11 protein-coding genes are annotated in these 17,591 nt (G+C 42.8%); 6 read left to right on the top strand and 5 right to left on the bottom strand.

Annotation, left to right across the window (positions count from 1 at the left end; translation table 11 throughout):
* Window positions 1-39: 39 nt before the first annotated feature.
* The 3 genes from DEO27_RS12205 to DEO27_RS12195 form a co-directional block, all read right to left on the bottom strand.
* Window positions 40-1,224 carry an efflux RND transporter periplasmic adaptor subunit gene (locus tag DEO27_RS12205; protein ID WP_112566904.1) on the bottom strand — a complete coding sequence of 395 codons (1,185 nt, stop codon included), beginning with the start codon at window positions 1,222-1,224 and terminating at the stop codon, window positions 40-42.
* A 17-nt stretch (window positions 1,225-1,241) separates the two neighbouring features.
* Window positions 1,242-2,711, bottom strand: a complete 1,470-nt coding sequence (locus tag DEO27_RS12200; protein WP_112565794.1) for a TolC family protein — start codon at window positions 2,709-2,711, stop codon at window positions 1,242-1,244.
* 185 nt (window positions 2,712-2,896) lie between these two features.
* Entirely contained in the window at window positions 2,897-3,277 is a 381-nt protein-coding gene (locus DEO27_RS12195) for a hypothetical protein (RefSeq protein WP_112565797.1), read from the bottom strand.
* 255 nt (window positions 3,278-3,532) lie between these two features.
* Between DEO27_RS12195 and DEO27_RS12190 the strand changes: the two genes are divergently transcribed.
* Window positions 3,533-6,025: a M1 family metallopeptidase gene (locus DEO27_RS12190; RefSeq protein ID WP_112565800.1), complete on the top strand. Its 2,493-nt coding sequence runs from the start codon at window positions 3,533-3,535 to the stop codon at window positions 6,023-6,025.
* A 55-nt stretch (window positions 6,026-6,080) separates the two neighbouring features.
* Here the strand turns inward: DEO27_RS12190 and DEO27_RS12185 are convergent, their stop codons facing one another.
* A complete protein-coding gene (locus tag DEO27_RS12185; protein ID WP_112565803.1) occupies window positions 6,081-6,446 on the bottom strand; it encodes a DUF7009 family protein in 366 nt (121 codons plus the stop codon).
* Between the two features lie 6 nt (window positions 6,447-6,452).
* A complete protein-coding gene (gene cobA / locus DEO27_RS12180; protein WP_112565806.1) occupies window positions 6,453-7,181 on the bottom strand; it encodes a uroporphyrinogen-III C-methyltransferase in 729 nt (242 codons plus the stop codon).
* Window positions 7,182-7,469: 288 nt separating this feature from the next.
* On the opposite strand from cobA, the gene nirB reads away from it, so the two are divergent.
* From nirB to DEO27_RS12155, 5 genes are all read left to right on the top strand, one after another.
* Window positions 7,470-9,965 carry a nitrite reductase large subunit NirB gene (gene nirB, locus DEO27_RS12175; RefSeq protein WP_112565809.1) on the top strand — a complete coding sequence of 832 codons (2,496 nt, stop codon included), beginning with the start codon at window positions 7,470-7,472 and terminating at the stop codon, window positions 9,963-9,965.
* Between the two features lie 46 nt (window positions 9,966-10,011).
* Window positions 10,012-10,362, top strand: a complete 351-nt coding sequence (nirD, locus tag DEO27_RS12170) for a nitrite reductase small subunit NirD (RefSeq protein WP_112565812.1) — start codon at window positions 10,012-10,014, stop codon at window positions 10,360-10,362.
* Window positions 10,363-11,037: 675 nt separating this feature from the next.
* Complete coding sequence (locus DEO27_RS12165; RefSeq protein WP_112565815.1) at window positions 11,038-12,579, top strand: alginate export family protein; 1,542 nt, start codon at window positions 11,038-11,040, stop codon at window positions 12,577-12,579.
* A 110-nt stretch (window positions 12,580-12,689) separates the two neighbouring features.
* Window positions 12,690-13,985, top strand: a complete 1,296-nt coding sequence (locus tag DEO27_RS12160; protein WP_112565818.1) for an MFS transporter — start codon at window positions 12,690-12,692, stop codon at window positions 13,983-13,985.
* Between the two features lie 91 nt (window positions 13,986-14,076).
* Complete coding sequence (locus DEO27_RS12155) at window positions 14,077-17,589, top strand: nitrate reductase (protein WP_112565821.1); 3,513 nt, start codon at window positions 14,077-14,079, stop codon at window positions 17,587-17,589.
* The last annotated feature ends 2 nt before the right edge of the window (window positions 17,590-17,591 follow it).

The raw sequence follows: 17,591 nt of genomic DNA, 5'->3' as shown, positions 1-17,591 counted from the left end.
GTCTTCGTCTAAAAAATTATTTGTGTTTTAGCCTCACCACTAACGGGAGCCTTTGCCTCCGGCAGATGGCCCAACTTTATTGGCGGTGGTTATTTTTGAACCGTCATGCAATAGCTGCACACCGTCCACAATTACCCGGTCGCCATTGTTGATACCACTTTTGATGATCATGTTAGCTCCAATGGTTTCGCCAACCTGAACCTTTTTCTGTAATGCCACCAATCTCTTTATTTTGTTTTTTGCCGAATCGGCACCTGCTTTAGGATTGTTCATGAGGCTATCTTGTGCTGTGTATACAAAGTATTCGCCCATTTGCTCAACAACCGCTTTGCCCGGTACCACAATCTGCGGGCCCGCCTCCTGGTTATGCACGCGTACAACACAGCTCATACCAACCCTTAACATCCCTTTCGGATTCGGGAATACCAGTCTTACGGTGATGGCGCCTGTTTGCGAATTAACAGCACGGTCAATTACCGAGATCTTTCCGTTTATAGGATAAAGAGAGTTATCTGCCAATAAAATAGTAAATAGCGAGTCGGTTGGCTGATGTTTGGCTTGCTGCAACCTTTCAAACTTGGGCAGCTGCTTTTCGTTAACAACAAAATCTACAGCCATCGGGTCGTTGGTTGAGATGGTGTTCAATACGGTAGTGCCCGGGGTAACTACGTTGCCCAGTTTAACCTGGCTTAAACCGATAGTGCCATCAAATGGGGCGTATACTTCGGCATAATTCAAATTGGTTCTGGCTGTTTTAACTGCCTGATTTGCCGACTGAACCTGGCTTTTAGCATTTTCAAGCGTGATTACCGCGTGATCATAAAGTTGCTTGGCAACGGCGTTATATTTATTCAGGTACTCGTAACGGTCGGCATCTTGCTGGGCCTGTAATAGGGTACCCTCGGTAACTTTACGGTTGGCAACGGCTGCGTCATAGCTGTCCTGGTATATCCGTTTATCGATCTCGTACAGCTTTTGTCCCTTTTTTACCTGCGAACCTTCGGTGAAAAATATGCCGGTTACAGCACCCTGCACCTGGGGTAATAGGGTCACCTGGCTTAAAGCCGCTGTAGTTGAGGGGTACTGGTCGTAGTATAATACAGGTTTTGCCTTTACCTTGTAAAGGTTAACGGGTACTTCAGTATTTTGCGGTGGTTGTTTCTTTTTGCAGGCTGCAAAAACTACAATACTTATAAAAATGGCATTAAAAAATACGCGCTTCATGGTTTGGTTTTTTGGCATTAATAAGTGATATCTCCCATTGCTTTTTCCAGGTCAATTTTGCTCGATAGCAGCTGGAAAAGCGAGTTAGTGTAATTGATTTCGGCAGTGATCAGGTTTGATTCGGCGGTGATCACGTTAAGGTAGGCTACAACGCCTTGTTTATATTGTAGGTTAACCACAAAGTATACACGCCGCGCCATGGCCACATTTTTGCGCTGTACATTGAAGCCGAACAGGTTGCTTTTATAGCTGGCCAGTCCGGAGGTATATTCTTTATACAACTGTGATTTAAGGTCAACCTCATCCCAATGAACTATCTGTTCCTGCAATTGCGATTTGTGTATATTGTGCAGTCGCGCAAAACCGGTGAATATGGGTATGCTCAATGACACGCCCACTATTGAACTTGGGTACGACCTTGAGAAAAGGTTGGAAAAATTATTATTGGCATATTGCAGGCTATAGTTGAAAAAGCCTGAAATAGTAGGCAGATAAGCGTACTTGTAATAACTGGTAAGCTGCGATTGCAGGTCTTTACGGGTCTGGATCTGCTTATATTCTATCCGCTTTTCGTATTCCAGTTGCCGGGTAGTGTCAATCTGGATATCGGCCATCATCTGGACGGTATCAATGCTTACATTAAAGTTCTTTTCGGGTTCATAGCCCATTAGCTGTTTTAGCGCCGCATATTGGGGGATGATATTTTCATTGGCCTGTTTTAACTGGGCGACAGAATTGTTAAGTGTAATGGTAGCCTGCAGGTAGTCAGTTTCATCAACAATACCGCCTTTGTATTGGTGATAGGCATCACGTAAATTTTTGCCAAGTCTCGCGGTATCTTCTTTCAGCACGTTAATTTGTTGCAGTGTGAGCAACACATTGTAAAAAGATTTACTTACAGCAGATACTAAAAATATTTTGGTGCTATCGGTAACTTGCTGTGCCTGTTTTACCAATAGGGGAGCGCTTTTTGCGGCGTATAATAACCCCGGACTTAAAATAGCCTGAGATACCGCCAGCTCCGGAATGAAAGTATTAGAGTAACTGCTGCGTACAGTACCGGTACCACTGCCGGTTGTTGTGCTCCCCGTGCTTGTACCCACACCGGTAGAGATATTGGAATTTGATTGCTGGATATAATGGATCAGGTTGCCGTTGGCGTTTACCTGTGGCAACCAGGCAGCCAGGTTAATGGAGTTGGTTGTACGGGTAATATCCGTATTAATTAATGCCTTGTTTAAGGCAGGCTGATGTATCAGCGCATAATCAATACATTGTTTTAGGGTTAAATACTCGCCGCCATTTTTACCGGCATCGGTAGCGTTGGGGATAACAGGAAAACCGACGGTAGGGGTGTCCGGTACATTTTCAGGGACAGGAGTTTGCTTCTTCTTTATGTTTTGCGCCGAGGCGGATAATGATAAAGAAAGTAAGCCTGCAAATAAAAACGGCTTTAAGCCATAAATATTTATTGGTATGCGCGTCATGGCAAAACAGGTTGTTAGGACGAATGGCTTTTAAACCACTCTGATTAAGTTTTAAGATGAAGATGGAATTTGAATGATGCGGAATTTGATTGCCTTGCAAAAGACAATGAAATCAGCATAACAGCTATTGTACCGCGATGCCTGTTAGCACCTGGTCAGCAAATTCAAAAAGATGTAAGAAAAACTCAGATCCTGAGTGTACGCAGGTTGAGATAAGAAGAAGGGGTATGAGAATACACCGAAGCTAAAACGCTATCCGGTCTTCTGTTTATAGTAAACATCAAACTGTCGGTGAGCAGGAAGGCGAAAAACAGCACAAGCAATTTCGATGGAGCCTTAAGGTCTTTGCGGCTTTCGTCAACAGAATGAAAACTTCGCTGAAATTGCACCCTTGGCAAGTTGGCGTTCGTGTTCTTGTGCAGAAAATCGATGGTCGACGCTGAGTGAACACCGCTCGCGTAATTTTGCCGCGGGAGGTAAGCAAGGTGAACCCAACCCACAAACTGGTATATCACTAAAAGTGACAGTACTACATATTGCTTTATGGTTTGATTATACCTTTTCACTGCGTTGTTTAACTAAGGCAAAAATAGTTCATCACCCTAAAATGTTTTGTAATGATTTGGATACATGCTTATTGAACCAAAGAATCGATTGTTTTTATGGTGTTTGACTGCAAATAATCACAGTTAAATGACAAATGCCACTGTTGTAATGACCTACAATTTGAATAATTCACTGTTTAGGGTTCAAATCTCTATATCGTATGCAAATTATTCATCCGGATATGTATCTTAGCGTTTGGTAAAACGTTTTATTAGATGAAAAAAATATACTTGTCTTCATTTTTAGGGTTGGCGTTATCTGTCGGGCTTTCTTTTTCGGCAGAAGCACAACTTAATCATCATGCTCCCGACCAACCTTATTATCATGCATCTGCTCCAAAAATCAACGACCTGATTGATACACGCCTTGATGTAAGGTTCGATTATCAAAAATCTTACTTAAACGGAAAGGAGTGGGTTACCCTGAAGCCACATTTTTATCCTACCGATTCCGTAAGGCTTGATGCTAAAGGGATGGATATTAAAACCATTGGTATTGTTGAAAATGGCAAAGTTGTCCCGCTTCGTTATCATTATGAAGATAGCCTGTCATTAGCCATTCAACTAAACCGGACCTATACCGAAAAAGAACATTATACCTTGTTTATTGATTACACCGCCAAGCCAAACGAGTTACACGATAAACCCGGCTTTAAGCTTGATGGAAAAGGTTTGTATTTTGTAAACCCCTTAGGTAAAGAGCCGGGAAAACCAACCCAGATCTGGACACAAGGCGAGGCTGAAAGTTCATCATGCTGGTTCCCGACCATTGATAAGCCCGATCAAAAAACAACCGAGCAGGTGAGCATGACGGTACCTGCAAAATATACCACGCTATCAAACGGTTTGCTCATCAGTCAAAAAAGCAATGCCGACGGCACACGTACCGATACCTGGAAACAATCTTTACCGCATTGCCCGTATTTGTTTATGATGGCGATAGGCGATTTTAAAATTTATAAGGATAAATGGCGCAATAAAGAGGTTTCTTATTACCTGGAACCTGATTATGCGCCTTATGCTAAACAACTGTTTGGCCAAACTCCTGAAATGATTGAATTCTATTCAAAAGCTTTGGGCGTTGATTTTCCATGGGAAAAATATAGCCAGGTCGTTGTTCGCGATTATCCGCTGGGTGCCATGGAAAACAGCTCGGCTACTTTACATGGCGAGTATGTTCAGAAATCACCATGGGACCTGATCGATGATCCTAACGGTTCGGGCGGAACAACAATTGCACACGAGCTTTTCCACCAATGGTTTGGCGACCTGGTTACCTGCGAAAGCTGGAGCAATGAAACGCTTAACGAATCATTCGCGGTGTTTGGCGAAAAATACTGGAACGAAAAGAAATATGGTAAAGACGATGGCGATGCTAAACGATATGACGAACTGCAGGCCTATCTAAATAACGCAACCGCATACAAGCAACCGTTAACGCCATTTATATATACCGATAACGAAGGTATTAACGGGGCTAATATTTATGATAAAGGCGGTTTGGTGCTCATCATGCTGCGTAATTACCTCGGAGACGATGCCTTTTTTAAAGGCTTGGGACTTTATCTGAAAACCCGTGGCTTTAAAAATGGTGAAGTACATGATCTCCGCCTGGCTATGGAAGAAATATCCGGAAAAGATTTGAACTGGTTCTTTAATCAATGGTACTATGGTGCTGGCCATCCGGTATTGGATATTACTTACCAATGGAACGAGGCCAATCACGAACAAAAAGTATTTATAAGTCAAAAGCAGGAAGGGCAGATATTCCATGTCCCAGTAGCTGTCGATTTATACGCAGGCGGAAAAGTGACCAGACAACAGGTTTGGCTCGCGCAAAAAAACGACACGTTAATATTTAAAAGCGCTGTAAAGCCTGATTTAATTAACGTTGATGGTGATAAAGTGCTCCTTACTAAAAAGACAGATCATAAAACCCTGACCGAATTTGATTATCAATATCATCGCGCACCACTTTACCTGGATAGGTTAGAGGCTTTGAGCGCGGCTATTGACCGTCAAACATCCACAGAAGGTAAGGATATTATTACCGCAGCTTTAAAAGATAAATATTATGGCATCCGGATAAAAGCTATCCGTGCGCTGAAGATGGATAGTGCTGAAGTTGCGAAAACAGCATTGCCAATCGTTGCTGATTTGGCCCAGCATGATGTTAACTATCCTGTTAGAGCGGCTGCAATTGGCGTTTTGGATAAAACAAAGTCAAAGGAATATCTTGATATCTATAAAAAATCGCTTTTAAGTCCATCTTATACAGTTAAAGGTGCCGCGCTTGCTGCTTTAAATAGCGTATCATCGGATGATGCTTTCCAAACCGCCAAAAGCCTGGAGGCTGACGGGAAAGGTAAATTGGGTCAAGCCATTGTTAATGTTTATGCTGCCAATGGCTCTGATAAAGAATGGTCATACGTGATCAACGCCTTTGAAAAAGGATCGGTACAACTGAAGTTTGATCTTGCACGTGGTCCGCTGCCACAAATGATTGGCAAGCTGGATAATAAGCAATCGGTTTTGCAGGGTATTAGTGCCATTAAGGGTATTGCCATAAACTTCAAAAAGTATGGTATTGCGCCAAAGCTTGTCGCGTCGCTGCAACAAATTGAAGAAGCAAGGAAAAAACTTAACGATACTGCATCTGCAAGTGCCGCTGAAAGTGCTATCAGCGAAATCAATCAGGCAAAAGGATAACAGTAACCATGATCTGATATAAAAAGGGGATTCCTTTTTAGAAATCCCCTTTTTTTTAATGTGCATGCTGCATCTTTAAAATCAACGGATTCGGGTAATTGTCGCTTTGGTCTTCAGCTACATTGTCAAGGCATTTGAAGTCTTTTTCAATAAGCAGGTACATTGAGCTGGTGTTATTTTCGTAACCAACCCGATCGGTACTTGTCCATTCAAGTGCCATGGTAACCGGCATGTACATGGTTATGGTATCGTCGTCAAAATCTGCAGTTAAGGCGTTATTTGAAGAACGTTGCAGCGCATATTTAAATGTTTTGGCTCCAAATTGAGTAACTTCTTCCAGGTAGCCATTGGTGTCAAATCTTTCAACATCGGTTTTAGTCAGGCGATAACGCAACGAGTTTCCTTTTATTCTGATCTTCATACTTGTTTAATTTTTTACGTTTACTACATCTCCTATAATAATAATGGCTGGGTAGGTGAGCTGATTATCTGCCGCGATAGTCTCCAGGTCACTTACTTTTCCTTTTGCTGATTTTTGTTGAGGTAACGAAGCGTGTTGTATAATGGCTGCCGGTGTGTTACCCTTGCCTGCCTTTACATAGGCTGCTGCTATTTCGGCAAGCTTTTTCATTCCCATATATATAACTACTGTCGCGTTGCTGTGCATGGCGCAAGTAAGGTCGGCAGAGAGGTTGCCGTCTTTCTTAGTACCGGTAACCATCCAAACGCTTTCGCTTACCTGCCGGTGGGTTAGGGGAATGTCTTCCAGCCCAGAAGCCTGCATGCTGGTAACACCCGGTATATAATGGGTGGTAATGCCGTGCTGTCGCGCATAAATGATCTCCTCAAACCCACGACCGAATATGAAAGGGTCGCCTCCTTTTAATCTTACCACATTTCCTTTAGTAAAAGCATAGTGCTTTATTAGTTCATGAATGGTTTCTTGTGGTGTATAATCGCCGTAAGGCTGTTTACCAACGTATACTTTTTCACAATCATCGCGGCTTATCGCGAGTAATTCCTTGTTAGCCAGATTGTCATATAAAATCACATTTGCCTGTTGCAAAACCTTAAAACCCTTCACTGTCATCAATTCCGGGTCGCCTGGACCTGCTCCGAGCACAAAAAGTTCTGGATTTTGTATTTTATTTTGCATTTTATTAAATTTTGTATCAAAAAATAGCTTTTAGAGTCTTTTTATTTTGTTGATTTTGATAAAAGTGCAAAATCGTTTGAAAAATTATGCTCTAAAAATGATTTAAATTATAATTATAGCAGCAATTTACGTAATTAAATGTCAATATTTATGATTTAAGTGATAAAAAATTGAAATTAAATTTTCATTTGATGTTTTTTTAGGTTATAATTGTGATATAAATGATATCAAGGTCGCAGCTGGGTCATTTTTAGTTTGAAAATTGCTTTAACATTTAAAAAATTCAATATGTCAAAACCAACGGTCGTAGTAGTTGGTAACGGCATGGTAGGTTACAAGTTTTGTGAGAAACTTTTGGCCCGATCAGCGCAGTTCCAAATAATTGTTTTTGGTGAAGAGCCTCGTCATGCTTATGACAGGGTGCATCTCAGCGAGTATTTTAACGGTAAAACAGCAGAAGATCTGTCGCTTTCCACTTTGTCCTGGTATTCAGATAATGGTATCGCCCTTCATTTGGATGATCCTATCCAGGAAATTAATCGATCCGAAAAAACTGTCCATTCTTTAAAGGGTATTACGCTCAAATATGATTACCTGGTTTTGGCAACCGGTTCATCGGCCTTTGTGCCTGATATTCCGGGTATCGAAAAGGAGGGGGTGTTTGTTTATCGTACCATTGAGGATCTGGAGCTTATAAAGGCTCATGCAGTAAACGCAAAATCAGGCGCGGTAATGGGCGGTGGCTTGCTGGGCTTGGAAGCTGCTAAGGCTTTAATTGATCTTGGTATCGCCGAAGCGCACGTTATTGAGTTTGCTCCACGATTGATGCCGAGGCAGATTGACTCCGCAGGGAGTAATATGCTGCAAATGAAATTGAGTCAGCTGGGTTTGCATATTCATTTAAATAAAAGCACCGCCGCTATTGCCGGTGATAGGAAAATCCAGTCGTTGAAATTTAATGACGACAGTCAGTTGGCGGTGGATATGCTGGTAATTTCGGCAGGTATCCGTCCGCGCGACGAGTTGGCCAAATTGGCGGGGCTCCATGTTGGTACCCGTGGTGGTATTGTGGTGAATGAAAAAATGCAAACCAGCGATGAATGCATTTACGCTATTGGAGAATGTGCTCTATATGAGGGGATGATCTATGGTTTGGTTGCGCCAGGCTATGAGATGGCTGATATAGTAGCAGTTCATTTAACTGAGGGTGAGAAAAGTTTTTACGGTTATGATATGAGCACCAAGCTGAAATTGATTGGTGTTGATGTGGCCAGCTTTGGTGATGCTTTCATAACCGAGCCCGACTGTCGTACTATTTTATTCGAGGATACCCATAAGGGGATTTATAAACGTATTAATATCACTAACGATGGCAAGAATTTGTTAGGTGGTATTTTGATTGGTGATGCAGATGCTTATAATATGCTGCTGCAAACGGTCAATAACAAAATTGTATTGCCTCCTGATCCCGAAGATCTGATATTGGGTTCAAGAGGTGGTGAAACTAACGCCGGAGCGGGCGTTATGAGTTTGCCGGACGATGCGCTGATTTGCTCGTGCGAGGCTGTTACTAAAGGCGCTATTTGCTCGGCCGTAAGTGATGGTGGTGTAACCGGCATTGATGGTATGAAAAAATGTACCAAGGCAGGTACGGGCTGTGGTGGTTGTGTGCCATTGGTAAAGGATCTGATTGTCGGTACCATGAAGGCTAACGGGCAATATGTTAAAAATGTTGTCTGCGAGCATTTTGACTACTCGCGCCAGGAGCTTTTTGACCTGGTGAAAATAAATGGGCTTAAAAACTACGACCTGGTGCTTGATCATTATGGTAAAGGCGATGGCTGTGAGGTTTGTAAGCCGGTTGTAGCCAGTATATTATCCAGCTTGTGGAATGATGTTATTGTAAAGCAAGAGGTAATACAGGATAGTAACGATCGTTTTTTGGCCAATATTCAAAAAGGGGGCACTTATTCCGTTGTTCCGCGGATACCCGGCGGTGAAGTTACGCCTGATAAGCTTATTGTTATAGGTCAGGTTGCCAAAAAATATGGTTTATATACTAAAATAACCGGTGGGCAGCGCATAGATCTGTTTGGCGCGCACCTGAGTGATCTGCCTTTAATTTGGGAAGAATTAATTGACGCCGGTTTTGAAAGTGGCCATGCATATGGTAAGGCGCTTCGTACTGTGAAAAGTTGCGTGGGCAGTACCTGGTGCAGGTTTGGCTTGCATGATAGTGTGACGTTTGCTATCGAGGTAGAGGATAGGTATAAAGGCATCCGGGCGCCGCATAAAATAAAAGGCGGAGTAAGTGGCTGTGTGCGCGAGTGTGCCGAGGCGCAGTCGAAAGATTTTGGAATTATCGCAACGGAAAAAGGCTGGAATTTATACGTGTGCGGCAATGGTGGATCTAAACCGCAGCATGCTCAGTTATTGGCCACTGATATTGACAAAGAAACTGTAGTTAAATATCTCGACAGGTTTTTGATGTTTTACATTAAAACTGCCGATCAATTAACCCGTACCGCAACCTGGCTTAATAAGCTTGATGGCGGAATGAGTTATCTTAAAAATGTAATAGTAAACGATAGTTTGGGTTTGGGTGAGCAGTTGGAAGAGGAAATGCAGGCCCTGGTGAATACTTATCACTGCGAATGGAAAGAGGCTATCAATAATCCGGCTATGCGCAAACGTTTTGCTCATTTTATTAATGCTCCAGACGAAAAAGATCCTCATGCGCAATTTGAACCGATGCGTGAGCAGGTTCGTGCTAAGGAGTGGTAATTTTTTAGTCTGAAGTTAGATTGGTCATTATTTAAAAGAAAACACAATGGAAACTGTAATAGCAACACAATGGATTATGGCTTGTTATGTTGATGATGTGCCCGAAAATGGTGGCTCATGTATCAAGCATGGCGATGAGCAGATAGCGATATTTAATTTTGCACGCCGCAATGAGTGGTATGCTACTCAAAATCTTTGTCCGCATAAGCAGCAAATGGCTATCTCGCGCGGAATGATTGGTAGTGCAGGTGAAAACTGTGAGCCGAAGGTGGCCTGTCCTTTTCATAAAAAGACATTTTCACTGCTTACCGGGGAGTGTTTAGGTGAAGAAGAGTTGGTTTTGAAGACGTATCCGGTAAAAATAGCCGACGGAAAAGTTTTTGTAGGGATCGATTAAGAATTATAGGAAGTAATTCGTATCGGGCGCTGTTGTCAAGTAGGGCAATAGCGCTTTTTTATGCGCGATATTTCGGAATTTAATTGTTGCTTTTTCGATTTTGCTTGGTTTTGTTAATTCGATATAGAAGAAATAGCGTGTTTTGAGGTGAAATGGGCGGGCTTTGAATGATTTGTTGTGTAATTGTTACACTTTGATTGATTTTTATGATGGCGTGTGTTTTGTTTTTGTTGTTTTTTAAATGTGTTAGCTTGGTTGTTGTTTGGTTTTTGTGAGTTTGTTTGATTTTTTATTCTGTTTTAGAAGTTTTGTGCGTTTGGTTTTGATTGTTTATATGATTTGTATTAGTTTTTTATTTGTTTTTGATGTGTAATGTTCGTAAAAAAATTGTTAAAAATGTATTTCTGTAGTTTTTATATGTTTTAAAATTGAGTTTTTGCCAAAAAAATCAATTTATACTAACTTTTATCATAAAAATTAACTTTAAAAATTGATTATTTGTACTTAATCATTAAATAAGTTATATTTATCATAATTAATTCAATCAAAAAATAGAAAAAAGATAGTGCCTATGATGAAAATCAAAAAAACATAAAAAAGCCCTGCCGGGAGGTCGCATTCCCAGACAGGGTTAAACAGTTTTTAATCGCTTTAACAAATAAAAAACCATTTCAAATGTACAAAAATGTATGTAATCAATACACTATTGGGAAAATTCTATTAATTATATCATGTTTTGTTTCTTATAATGCCTCCGCGCAGCTGTCTTTAACCGGTCAGATCAAAACAAGAGGCGAATTACGTGATGGTTATGGGACTTTAGAACCGATAGGTAACAAAAACGCGGCCTTTGTATCACAACGAACGCGGCTCTCCTTTAATTACAAAAGCAGCAAGCTTATTTTTCAAACCTCGGTACAGGATGTAAGGCTTTGGGGCCAGGATGCCTCAACAATTACTATTAACGATGGCAACAGGCTAAGCCTCCACGAAGCCTGGGCCGAATTGATCCTCTCTAACAAAAAAGACACTTCTTTCAAGAAATCACCTGTCGATTATTTTGCTATTAAAGCTGGCCGGCAGGAAATCAGCTATGACGATGAACGCCTGCTTGGTGCTACCGACTGGATACAACAGGGGCGCAGGCATGATGCTATAGTATTAAAACTTCTTCAATCGGGCTGGCAGCTTGATCTGGGCGCTGCTTTTAATCAAAGCTCAGATGCTATTAACTATAACGGAACTTACTATACACCGGCAAACGTACCGGCTACCATTAAAGATAGCAAAGGTAATTTAGCTAATACACCGGCCGGACTTATTCCACTGGTAAACGCATCGGGTGTTAGCGCTAAAAACGGTAACTTGTCATTCTTAAATCCGCCCGGAACCAACGGGCAAAATCAAAACTATAAAGCACTTGAATATCTCTACTTTGCAAAAAAATTAAACAAGACCAAAATAAGCGGTCTTTTCCTGGCCGATCAGTTTGCCAAATACAAGCTTGATTCGGTAAAAAATGTATCCGGTGAGGACGTTGGCTATATCTATGGCCGCCGGTTTAATCAGCCTGGTGTTAATACCCGCTACACAACCGGTTTGCTTGTCAACCCCGTTTTCGGTAATAAAGATGAATGGGCTGCAACCGGCGGGTTCTACTACCAGGGCGGTCATAACCGTGATGGTGCCGAGTTGAGCGCATATACTTTTACAACATCCTTATGTTATAAAGGCGGTAACCTCGCTTATACAGCCGGCTGGGATTATCTATCGGGCAATGATTCTTTTTCATCTTCAAAAACTGATCACCGGTTTGACCCGCTGTATGGTACCCCGCACAAGTTCTGGGGCTATATGGATTATTTTTATGCCGTCAGCGGATCTCCGACTGGAGGCTTAAGTAACCCTTATCTTAAAATAAAATATCTTTCAGATAATAAGCGCTTTAGCACAGAACTGGCTAACCATTACTTCCTGCTGGCAAAAGATCAGAAAGCAACTGACGGGCAACCTATTGATAAATACCTCGGTACCGAATTTGACCTTACCAACAGCTATAAGCTTAACAAATTTACCGTTGTTGATTTGGGTTTATCCTACATGGCGGCAACCCATAGTATGGAGTATGCCAAAGGCTTAACGCCTGATGCAAATAAGCTGCACCCATTTTGGGCATACCTGCAGCTTAACATTAAACCCGAGTTTTTGAATAAGTAATGGGAGCAGAAAGCTTAAGGCTCAAAGCCTAAAGCTAAAAGCGCTAAATAAATCAGAGTAAAAAACAAAAGCTTTCGGCCTGCGGGCTTTGAGCTTAAAGCTTAGAAAAAATGGAAAAACAACTTACTAAACTCAATATATTCTCGCTGAAAGGCATTCAAATGCGCACCTTTCACATTACATGGCTTATGTTTTTTGTGTGCTTTTTTGGTTGGTTTGGCCTGGCGCCGTTAATGCCAACCATTCGCGCCGAACTGCATTTAAGTAAAGGACAAGTGGGGAATACCATTATCGCTTCGGTAGCGGCAACAATCATAGCCCGCCTTATTATTGGTAAACTTTGTGATACCTGGGGGCCACGGAAAACAGCCGTCAGGTTGTTGATAGTTGGTTCCTTACCTGTGTTCCTGGTAGGCCTGGCGCATGATTATACTTCGTTTTTATTGTTCCGTTTGGCTATTGGGGTAATTGGTTCATCATTTGTAATTACCCAGTTCCATACCTCAATGATGTTTGCGCCCAATATAAAAGGTACCGCCAACGCGGTAACCGGTGGCTGGGGCAACCTTGGCGGCGGGGTAACCAATATGGTAATGCCTTTAATATTTGCCGCAATTGTAGGGGCTGGCTATACCAAAGCCGAAGCCTGGCGCTATGCCATGATTGTACCGGGAGTACTGATGCTGGCAATTGCTTTTTTATACTGGAAATTCACTAAAGATACCCCTAATGGTAATTATGACGAGATTGGTTATGCCAAAACCAATCCGTCAAAAACAGATTGGTCAATATTGGCCGACTGGCGCGTTTGGGCATTGACCATGGCCTATGCCATGTGCTTTGGTATGGAGATCACTTTTGACAACGTGGCTTCACTGCATTTCGTAGATACCTTTCACCTGTCGCAAAGTTCAGCCGGTTTTTGGGCCGGCATATTCGGGTTCATGAACCTTTTTGCGAGGGCATTGGGCGGCATTGTATCTGATAAAGTTGGCGGCAAATTCGGCATGCGTGGCAAAGGCCTGCTGCTGGCGGGTGTTTTACTGCTGGAAGGCATTGGTCTCATCCTGTTTGCACAATCGGGCAATCTTACAATGGCTATTATATCTATGCTATCATTCGCGCTGTTCCTTAAAATGTCAAATGGGGCTACTTATGGTATCGTGCCTTTCATCAATAACAAAAATGTGGGCATGGTAAGCGGTATAGTGGGCGCCGGTGGTAACCTTGGCGGGATGTTATTTGGTTTCCTTTTTAAATCAGAGCATATCACCTATGTACAGGCATTTACTTATATCGGTATTACGGTAATGATTGTTTCTGCAATTGTTTTGGTAACCCGTTTCCAAAAACAAGCTGTTACCGAACCTGCAAAAGATGCCGTATTAGCAGGAAGCGTAGCTTAAAGCCAAAGGCGGAAAGCTTTTTTGAATACTAATAAAGATAAAGAACGAAAAACAAAGCTTTAGGCCTCAAGCCTTCAGCTTTAAGTTAAAAATGAAGCGCTCACAACAAAATACATTTACAAGCACCTGCTGTTATTGCGGGGTTGGCTGCGGCGTGGTCATTAATAAAGAAAAAAATGGCAGTATAACGCTTGAGGGTGATAAAGATTATCCCGTAAATAAAGGGATGCTGTGCAGTAAGGGACTCAACCTGCATTATACTGCCAACGATAAATCAGACAGGCTGCTGTACCCTCAAATGCGCTATAATAAAAGCATGCCCCTGCAAAGGGTTAGCTGGGATGATGCATTGGAGCGTACAGCAGCTATTTTCAAAACATTTATCGATAAATACGGCCCGGATTCGGTAGCGTTTTACGCTTCGGGACAATGCCTTACCGAGGAATATTATGTTGTTAATAAGCTGATTAAGGGTTTTATCGGTAGTAATAATATCGATACTAATTCGCGCTTGTGTATGAGCAGCGCTGTAGCTGCTTATAAAATAGCCCTGGGCGAAGACTCCGTGCCCGTTTGTTATGATGATATTGAACTGGCCGATTGCTTTTATGTAACCGGGGCCAATCCAGCCTGGTGCCATCCTATTTTATGGAGAAGGGTTGAGGCGCATAAAGCCGCCAATCCTGATGTGAAGATCATTGTGGTTGATCCGCGGGTTACGGATACCTGCAGCAGTGCCGACCTGCACCTTCAATTGAACCCCGGTACCGATATCACGCTGAACCACGCTATCGGCAGGGTGTTGATTGAGAATGGCGACATCGATATTGACTTCGTGACTAACCATGCCGATGGTTTTGAACAGTATAGTAAACTGGTGTTCGAACGCACCCTTGCCGAATCATCGGCTATTTGTGGTGTTAGTGAAAGTGATATCCGCCTTGCGGCCCAGTATATCGCCGAAGCAAAAGGCTTTATCACCATGTGGACAATGGGCTTAAACCAAAGTTCTGTTGGGGTAAATAAAAACCTGAGCCTCATAAACCTTAGTTTAATAACTGGTCATATTGGTAAACCGGGCTCCGGGCCGCTTTCATTAACCGGCCAGCCGAATGCTATGGGGGGGCGCGAGGTTGGTGGCCTTGCAAACCTTTTACCGGCGCATCGTAACCTGGCGAACCCGGTTCACAGGGCAGAGGTTGAAAAGTTTTGGGGCGGAAAAGAAATAGCCGCCAAGCCGGGGCTAACTGCAACCGAAATGTTTGAGGCCCTGAATGATGGTAGCCTTAAAGCTATCTGGATCATGTGTACTAATCCGCTTACCAGTTTGCCGAATGTACGGCTGGCTGAGGAAGCCCTGAAAAAAGCAAAATTTGTGGTGGTTCAGGAGATCAGCAATAAGCCCGAAACTTTGGCTTATGCCGATGTGATTCTTCCGGCTGCGGCTTGGGCCGAAAAGGAAGGGACTATGACCAATTCCGAAAGGCGTATCAGCTACCTCAATAAAATACTTGATCCACCGGGTGAAGCTATGCCCGATAGCGAGATCATTTGCCGTTTTGCCCGTAAAATGGGATATAAGGGCTTTGACTTTAAAAACGCTGCTGAAATTTATGCCGAGCACGCTAAACTTACCGCTAAAACCAATATTGATATCAGCGGACTTAGCTATGATATCATTAAACAGCAGCGCTCGGTACAATGGCCATATAAAAAACGCCAGGCAGCGCCCGGAACTTCCAGATTGTTTACTGATAAGCAGTTTTACACGGCTACGGGTAACGCGCAAATCAGCGCTGTGCCCGATAAGCATAGCAGCGAAATGCCTGATGATGATTATCCTTTCATTCTCACTACCGGCCGTATCCGCGATCAGTGGCATACCATGAGTAAAACCGGCAAGGTGAACAAGCTTAATCAGCATATTAAGGAGTCTTTTGTTGAGATCAACCCTGCCGATGCTGCCGTTTTGGGTATTAGCGAAGGCGACGTTACTATTATTACGTCCCGTAGAGGCGAAGCAAGGGTAAAAGCCCGGCTTACCGAACAGATAAAGCAAGGCGTAATTTTTGTGCCGATGCATTGGGGCAAGATTCTGAATAATGACCTGCATCGCATTAACAATGTTACCAACGATGCCGTAGACCCAATATCGAAAGAACCTGATTTTAAGTATTGCGCGGTAAAAGTTGAAAAATATAAAAAACCTTTCCAAAAAATTGTGGTAGTGGGCGCCGGAGCAGGTGCACATGGCTTTGTACGCTCGTACCGCGAGTTGAATAAGGATGACGAGATCATTATTTTCAGTAAAGAAGATCATCCTTTTTACAACCGCGTAATGCTACCCGATTATATCAGCGGCGAACAACGCTGGGAGCAACTGGTAAAAATGACCGATGAGGAAGAGCCTGAACTTAAAATAAGGTTGCTACGAGGCGTAAGCATCGAAAAAATAGATCGTGCCAATAAATATGTGCTGGACAGCCGGGGCATAAAAACATATTATGATGTACTGCTGCTGGCTACCGGCAGTCGAGCGGCTGTCCCTAAAAACGTACCATCGTTGCCGGGCATCTTCAGCATGCGTAGCCGTAACGACGCCGATAACTTTAAAAAGCACGTACCTAAAAACGGGCATGTGGTTATTGTAGGTGGTGGCTTGTTGGGTTTGGAAATGGCAGCTTCCCTGCGTGAGATAGGAATCACCATAACTATTATTCAACGTACGTCAAGGTTTTTAAACCGGCAACTGGATGAGCTTGGCAGCAGGCTTTTGCATGAAGAGATGGTTGACCAGGGCTGCGATATTTTTTATGATGATGAAGTGCAGTTGTTCTATGGTCGTAGTAAACTTACCGGTATAGGTTTAAAAAGTGGGCGAAAAATTGATTGCGATGCCATGATCCTGGCCATAGGCACAACGCCTAACCTGGAAATTGCCAGGGATTGTGGTCTTGAAATTAAGCGCGGCGTAATAGTGAACGAACGCTTGGTCACCAGCGATCCTAACATCTACGCCATTGGTGAAATAGCCGAATTTCAGGGTACCCTATACGGCATAACCGCGGCTGCCGAACAGCAGGCGGCTGTTGTTGCCGGATATATAAATGGCGACATTGCCAGTTACTATAAGGGTAGCTTGTTTATGAATATCATCAAAATTCATGGCTTTGATTTGTGCAGTATCGGTTTATCTGATTGCCCTAATGATAAGGATTATGAGGAGATTGTATTTATAGATAAAGCCAAACGCTATTACAAGAAGTGTATTATTCACCAGGACAGGCTGGTAGGCACCATTTTAATTGGTGATAAGGGCGAGTTTCAGGAGTTTAGAGAATTGATAGCCAATAAAACCGAACTAAGCGATAAGCGCCTTAAACTACTTCGCAGCGGTAAAACTGCCGAACCTGTTTTGGGTAAGCTGGTTTGCAGTTGTAACAACGTAGGTGCAGATAATATTCGTAATAAAATAGCAAGCGGGTGCACGCAGCTGGCAGATGTTTGCAGCCAGACAGGAGCCGGAACCGGATGCGGATCATGCCGGCCCGAGGTTAAACGTTTGCTGGAGGAGGCACTTCAGCAGCAATTAGTAAAAGCTTGAAC

This window comes from Mucilaginibacter rubeus, from assembly GCF_003286415.2.
GTDB classification, from domain to species: domain Bacteria; phylum Bacteroidota; class Bacteroidia; order Sphingobacteriales; family Sphingobacteriaceae; genus Mucilaginibacter; species Mucilaginibacter rubeus_A.
This window is presented reverse-complemented; position numbering and strand designations above follow the sequence as displayed.

Coding starts and splice junctions, on each gene's coding strand:
- DEO27_RS12165 (WP_112565815.1), top strand. CDS start 11,038: ATGTACAAAAATGTATGTAATCAATACACTATTGGGAAAATTCTATTA.
- nirD (WP_112565812.1), top strand. CDS start 10,012: ATGGAAACTGTAATAGCAACACAATGGATTATGGCTTGTTATGTTGAT.
- DEO27_RS12205 (WP_112566904.1), bottom strand. CDS start 1,224: ATGAAGCGCGTATTTTTTAATGCCATTTTTATAAGTATTGTAGTTTTT.
- DEO27_RS12200 (WP_112565794.1), bottom strand. CDS start 2,711: ATGACGCGCATACCAATAAATATTTATGGCTTAAAGCCGTTTTTATTT.
- DEO27_RS12190 (WP_112565800.1), top strand. CDS start 3,533: ATGAAAAAAATATACTTGTCTTCATTTTTAGGGTTGGCGTTATCTGTC.
- nirB (WP_112565809.1), top strand. CDS start 7,470: ATGTCAAAACCAACGGTCGTAGTAGTTGGTAACGGCATGGTAGGTTAC.
- cobA (WP_112565806.1), bottom strand. CDS start 7,181: ATGCAAAATAAAATACAAAATCCAGAACTTTTTGTGCTCGGAGCAGGT.
- DEO27_RS12185 (WP_112565803.1), bottom strand. CDS start 6,446: ATGAAGATCAGAATAAAAGGAAACTCGTTGCGTTATCGCCTGACTAAA.
- DEO27_RS12160 (WP_112565818.1), top strand. CDS start 12,690: ATGGAAAAACAACTTACTAAACTCAATATATTCTCGCTGAAAGGCATT.
- DEO27_RS12155 (WP_112565821.1), top strand. CDS start 14,077: ATGAAGCGCTCACAACAAAATACATTTACAAGCACCTGCTGTTATTGC.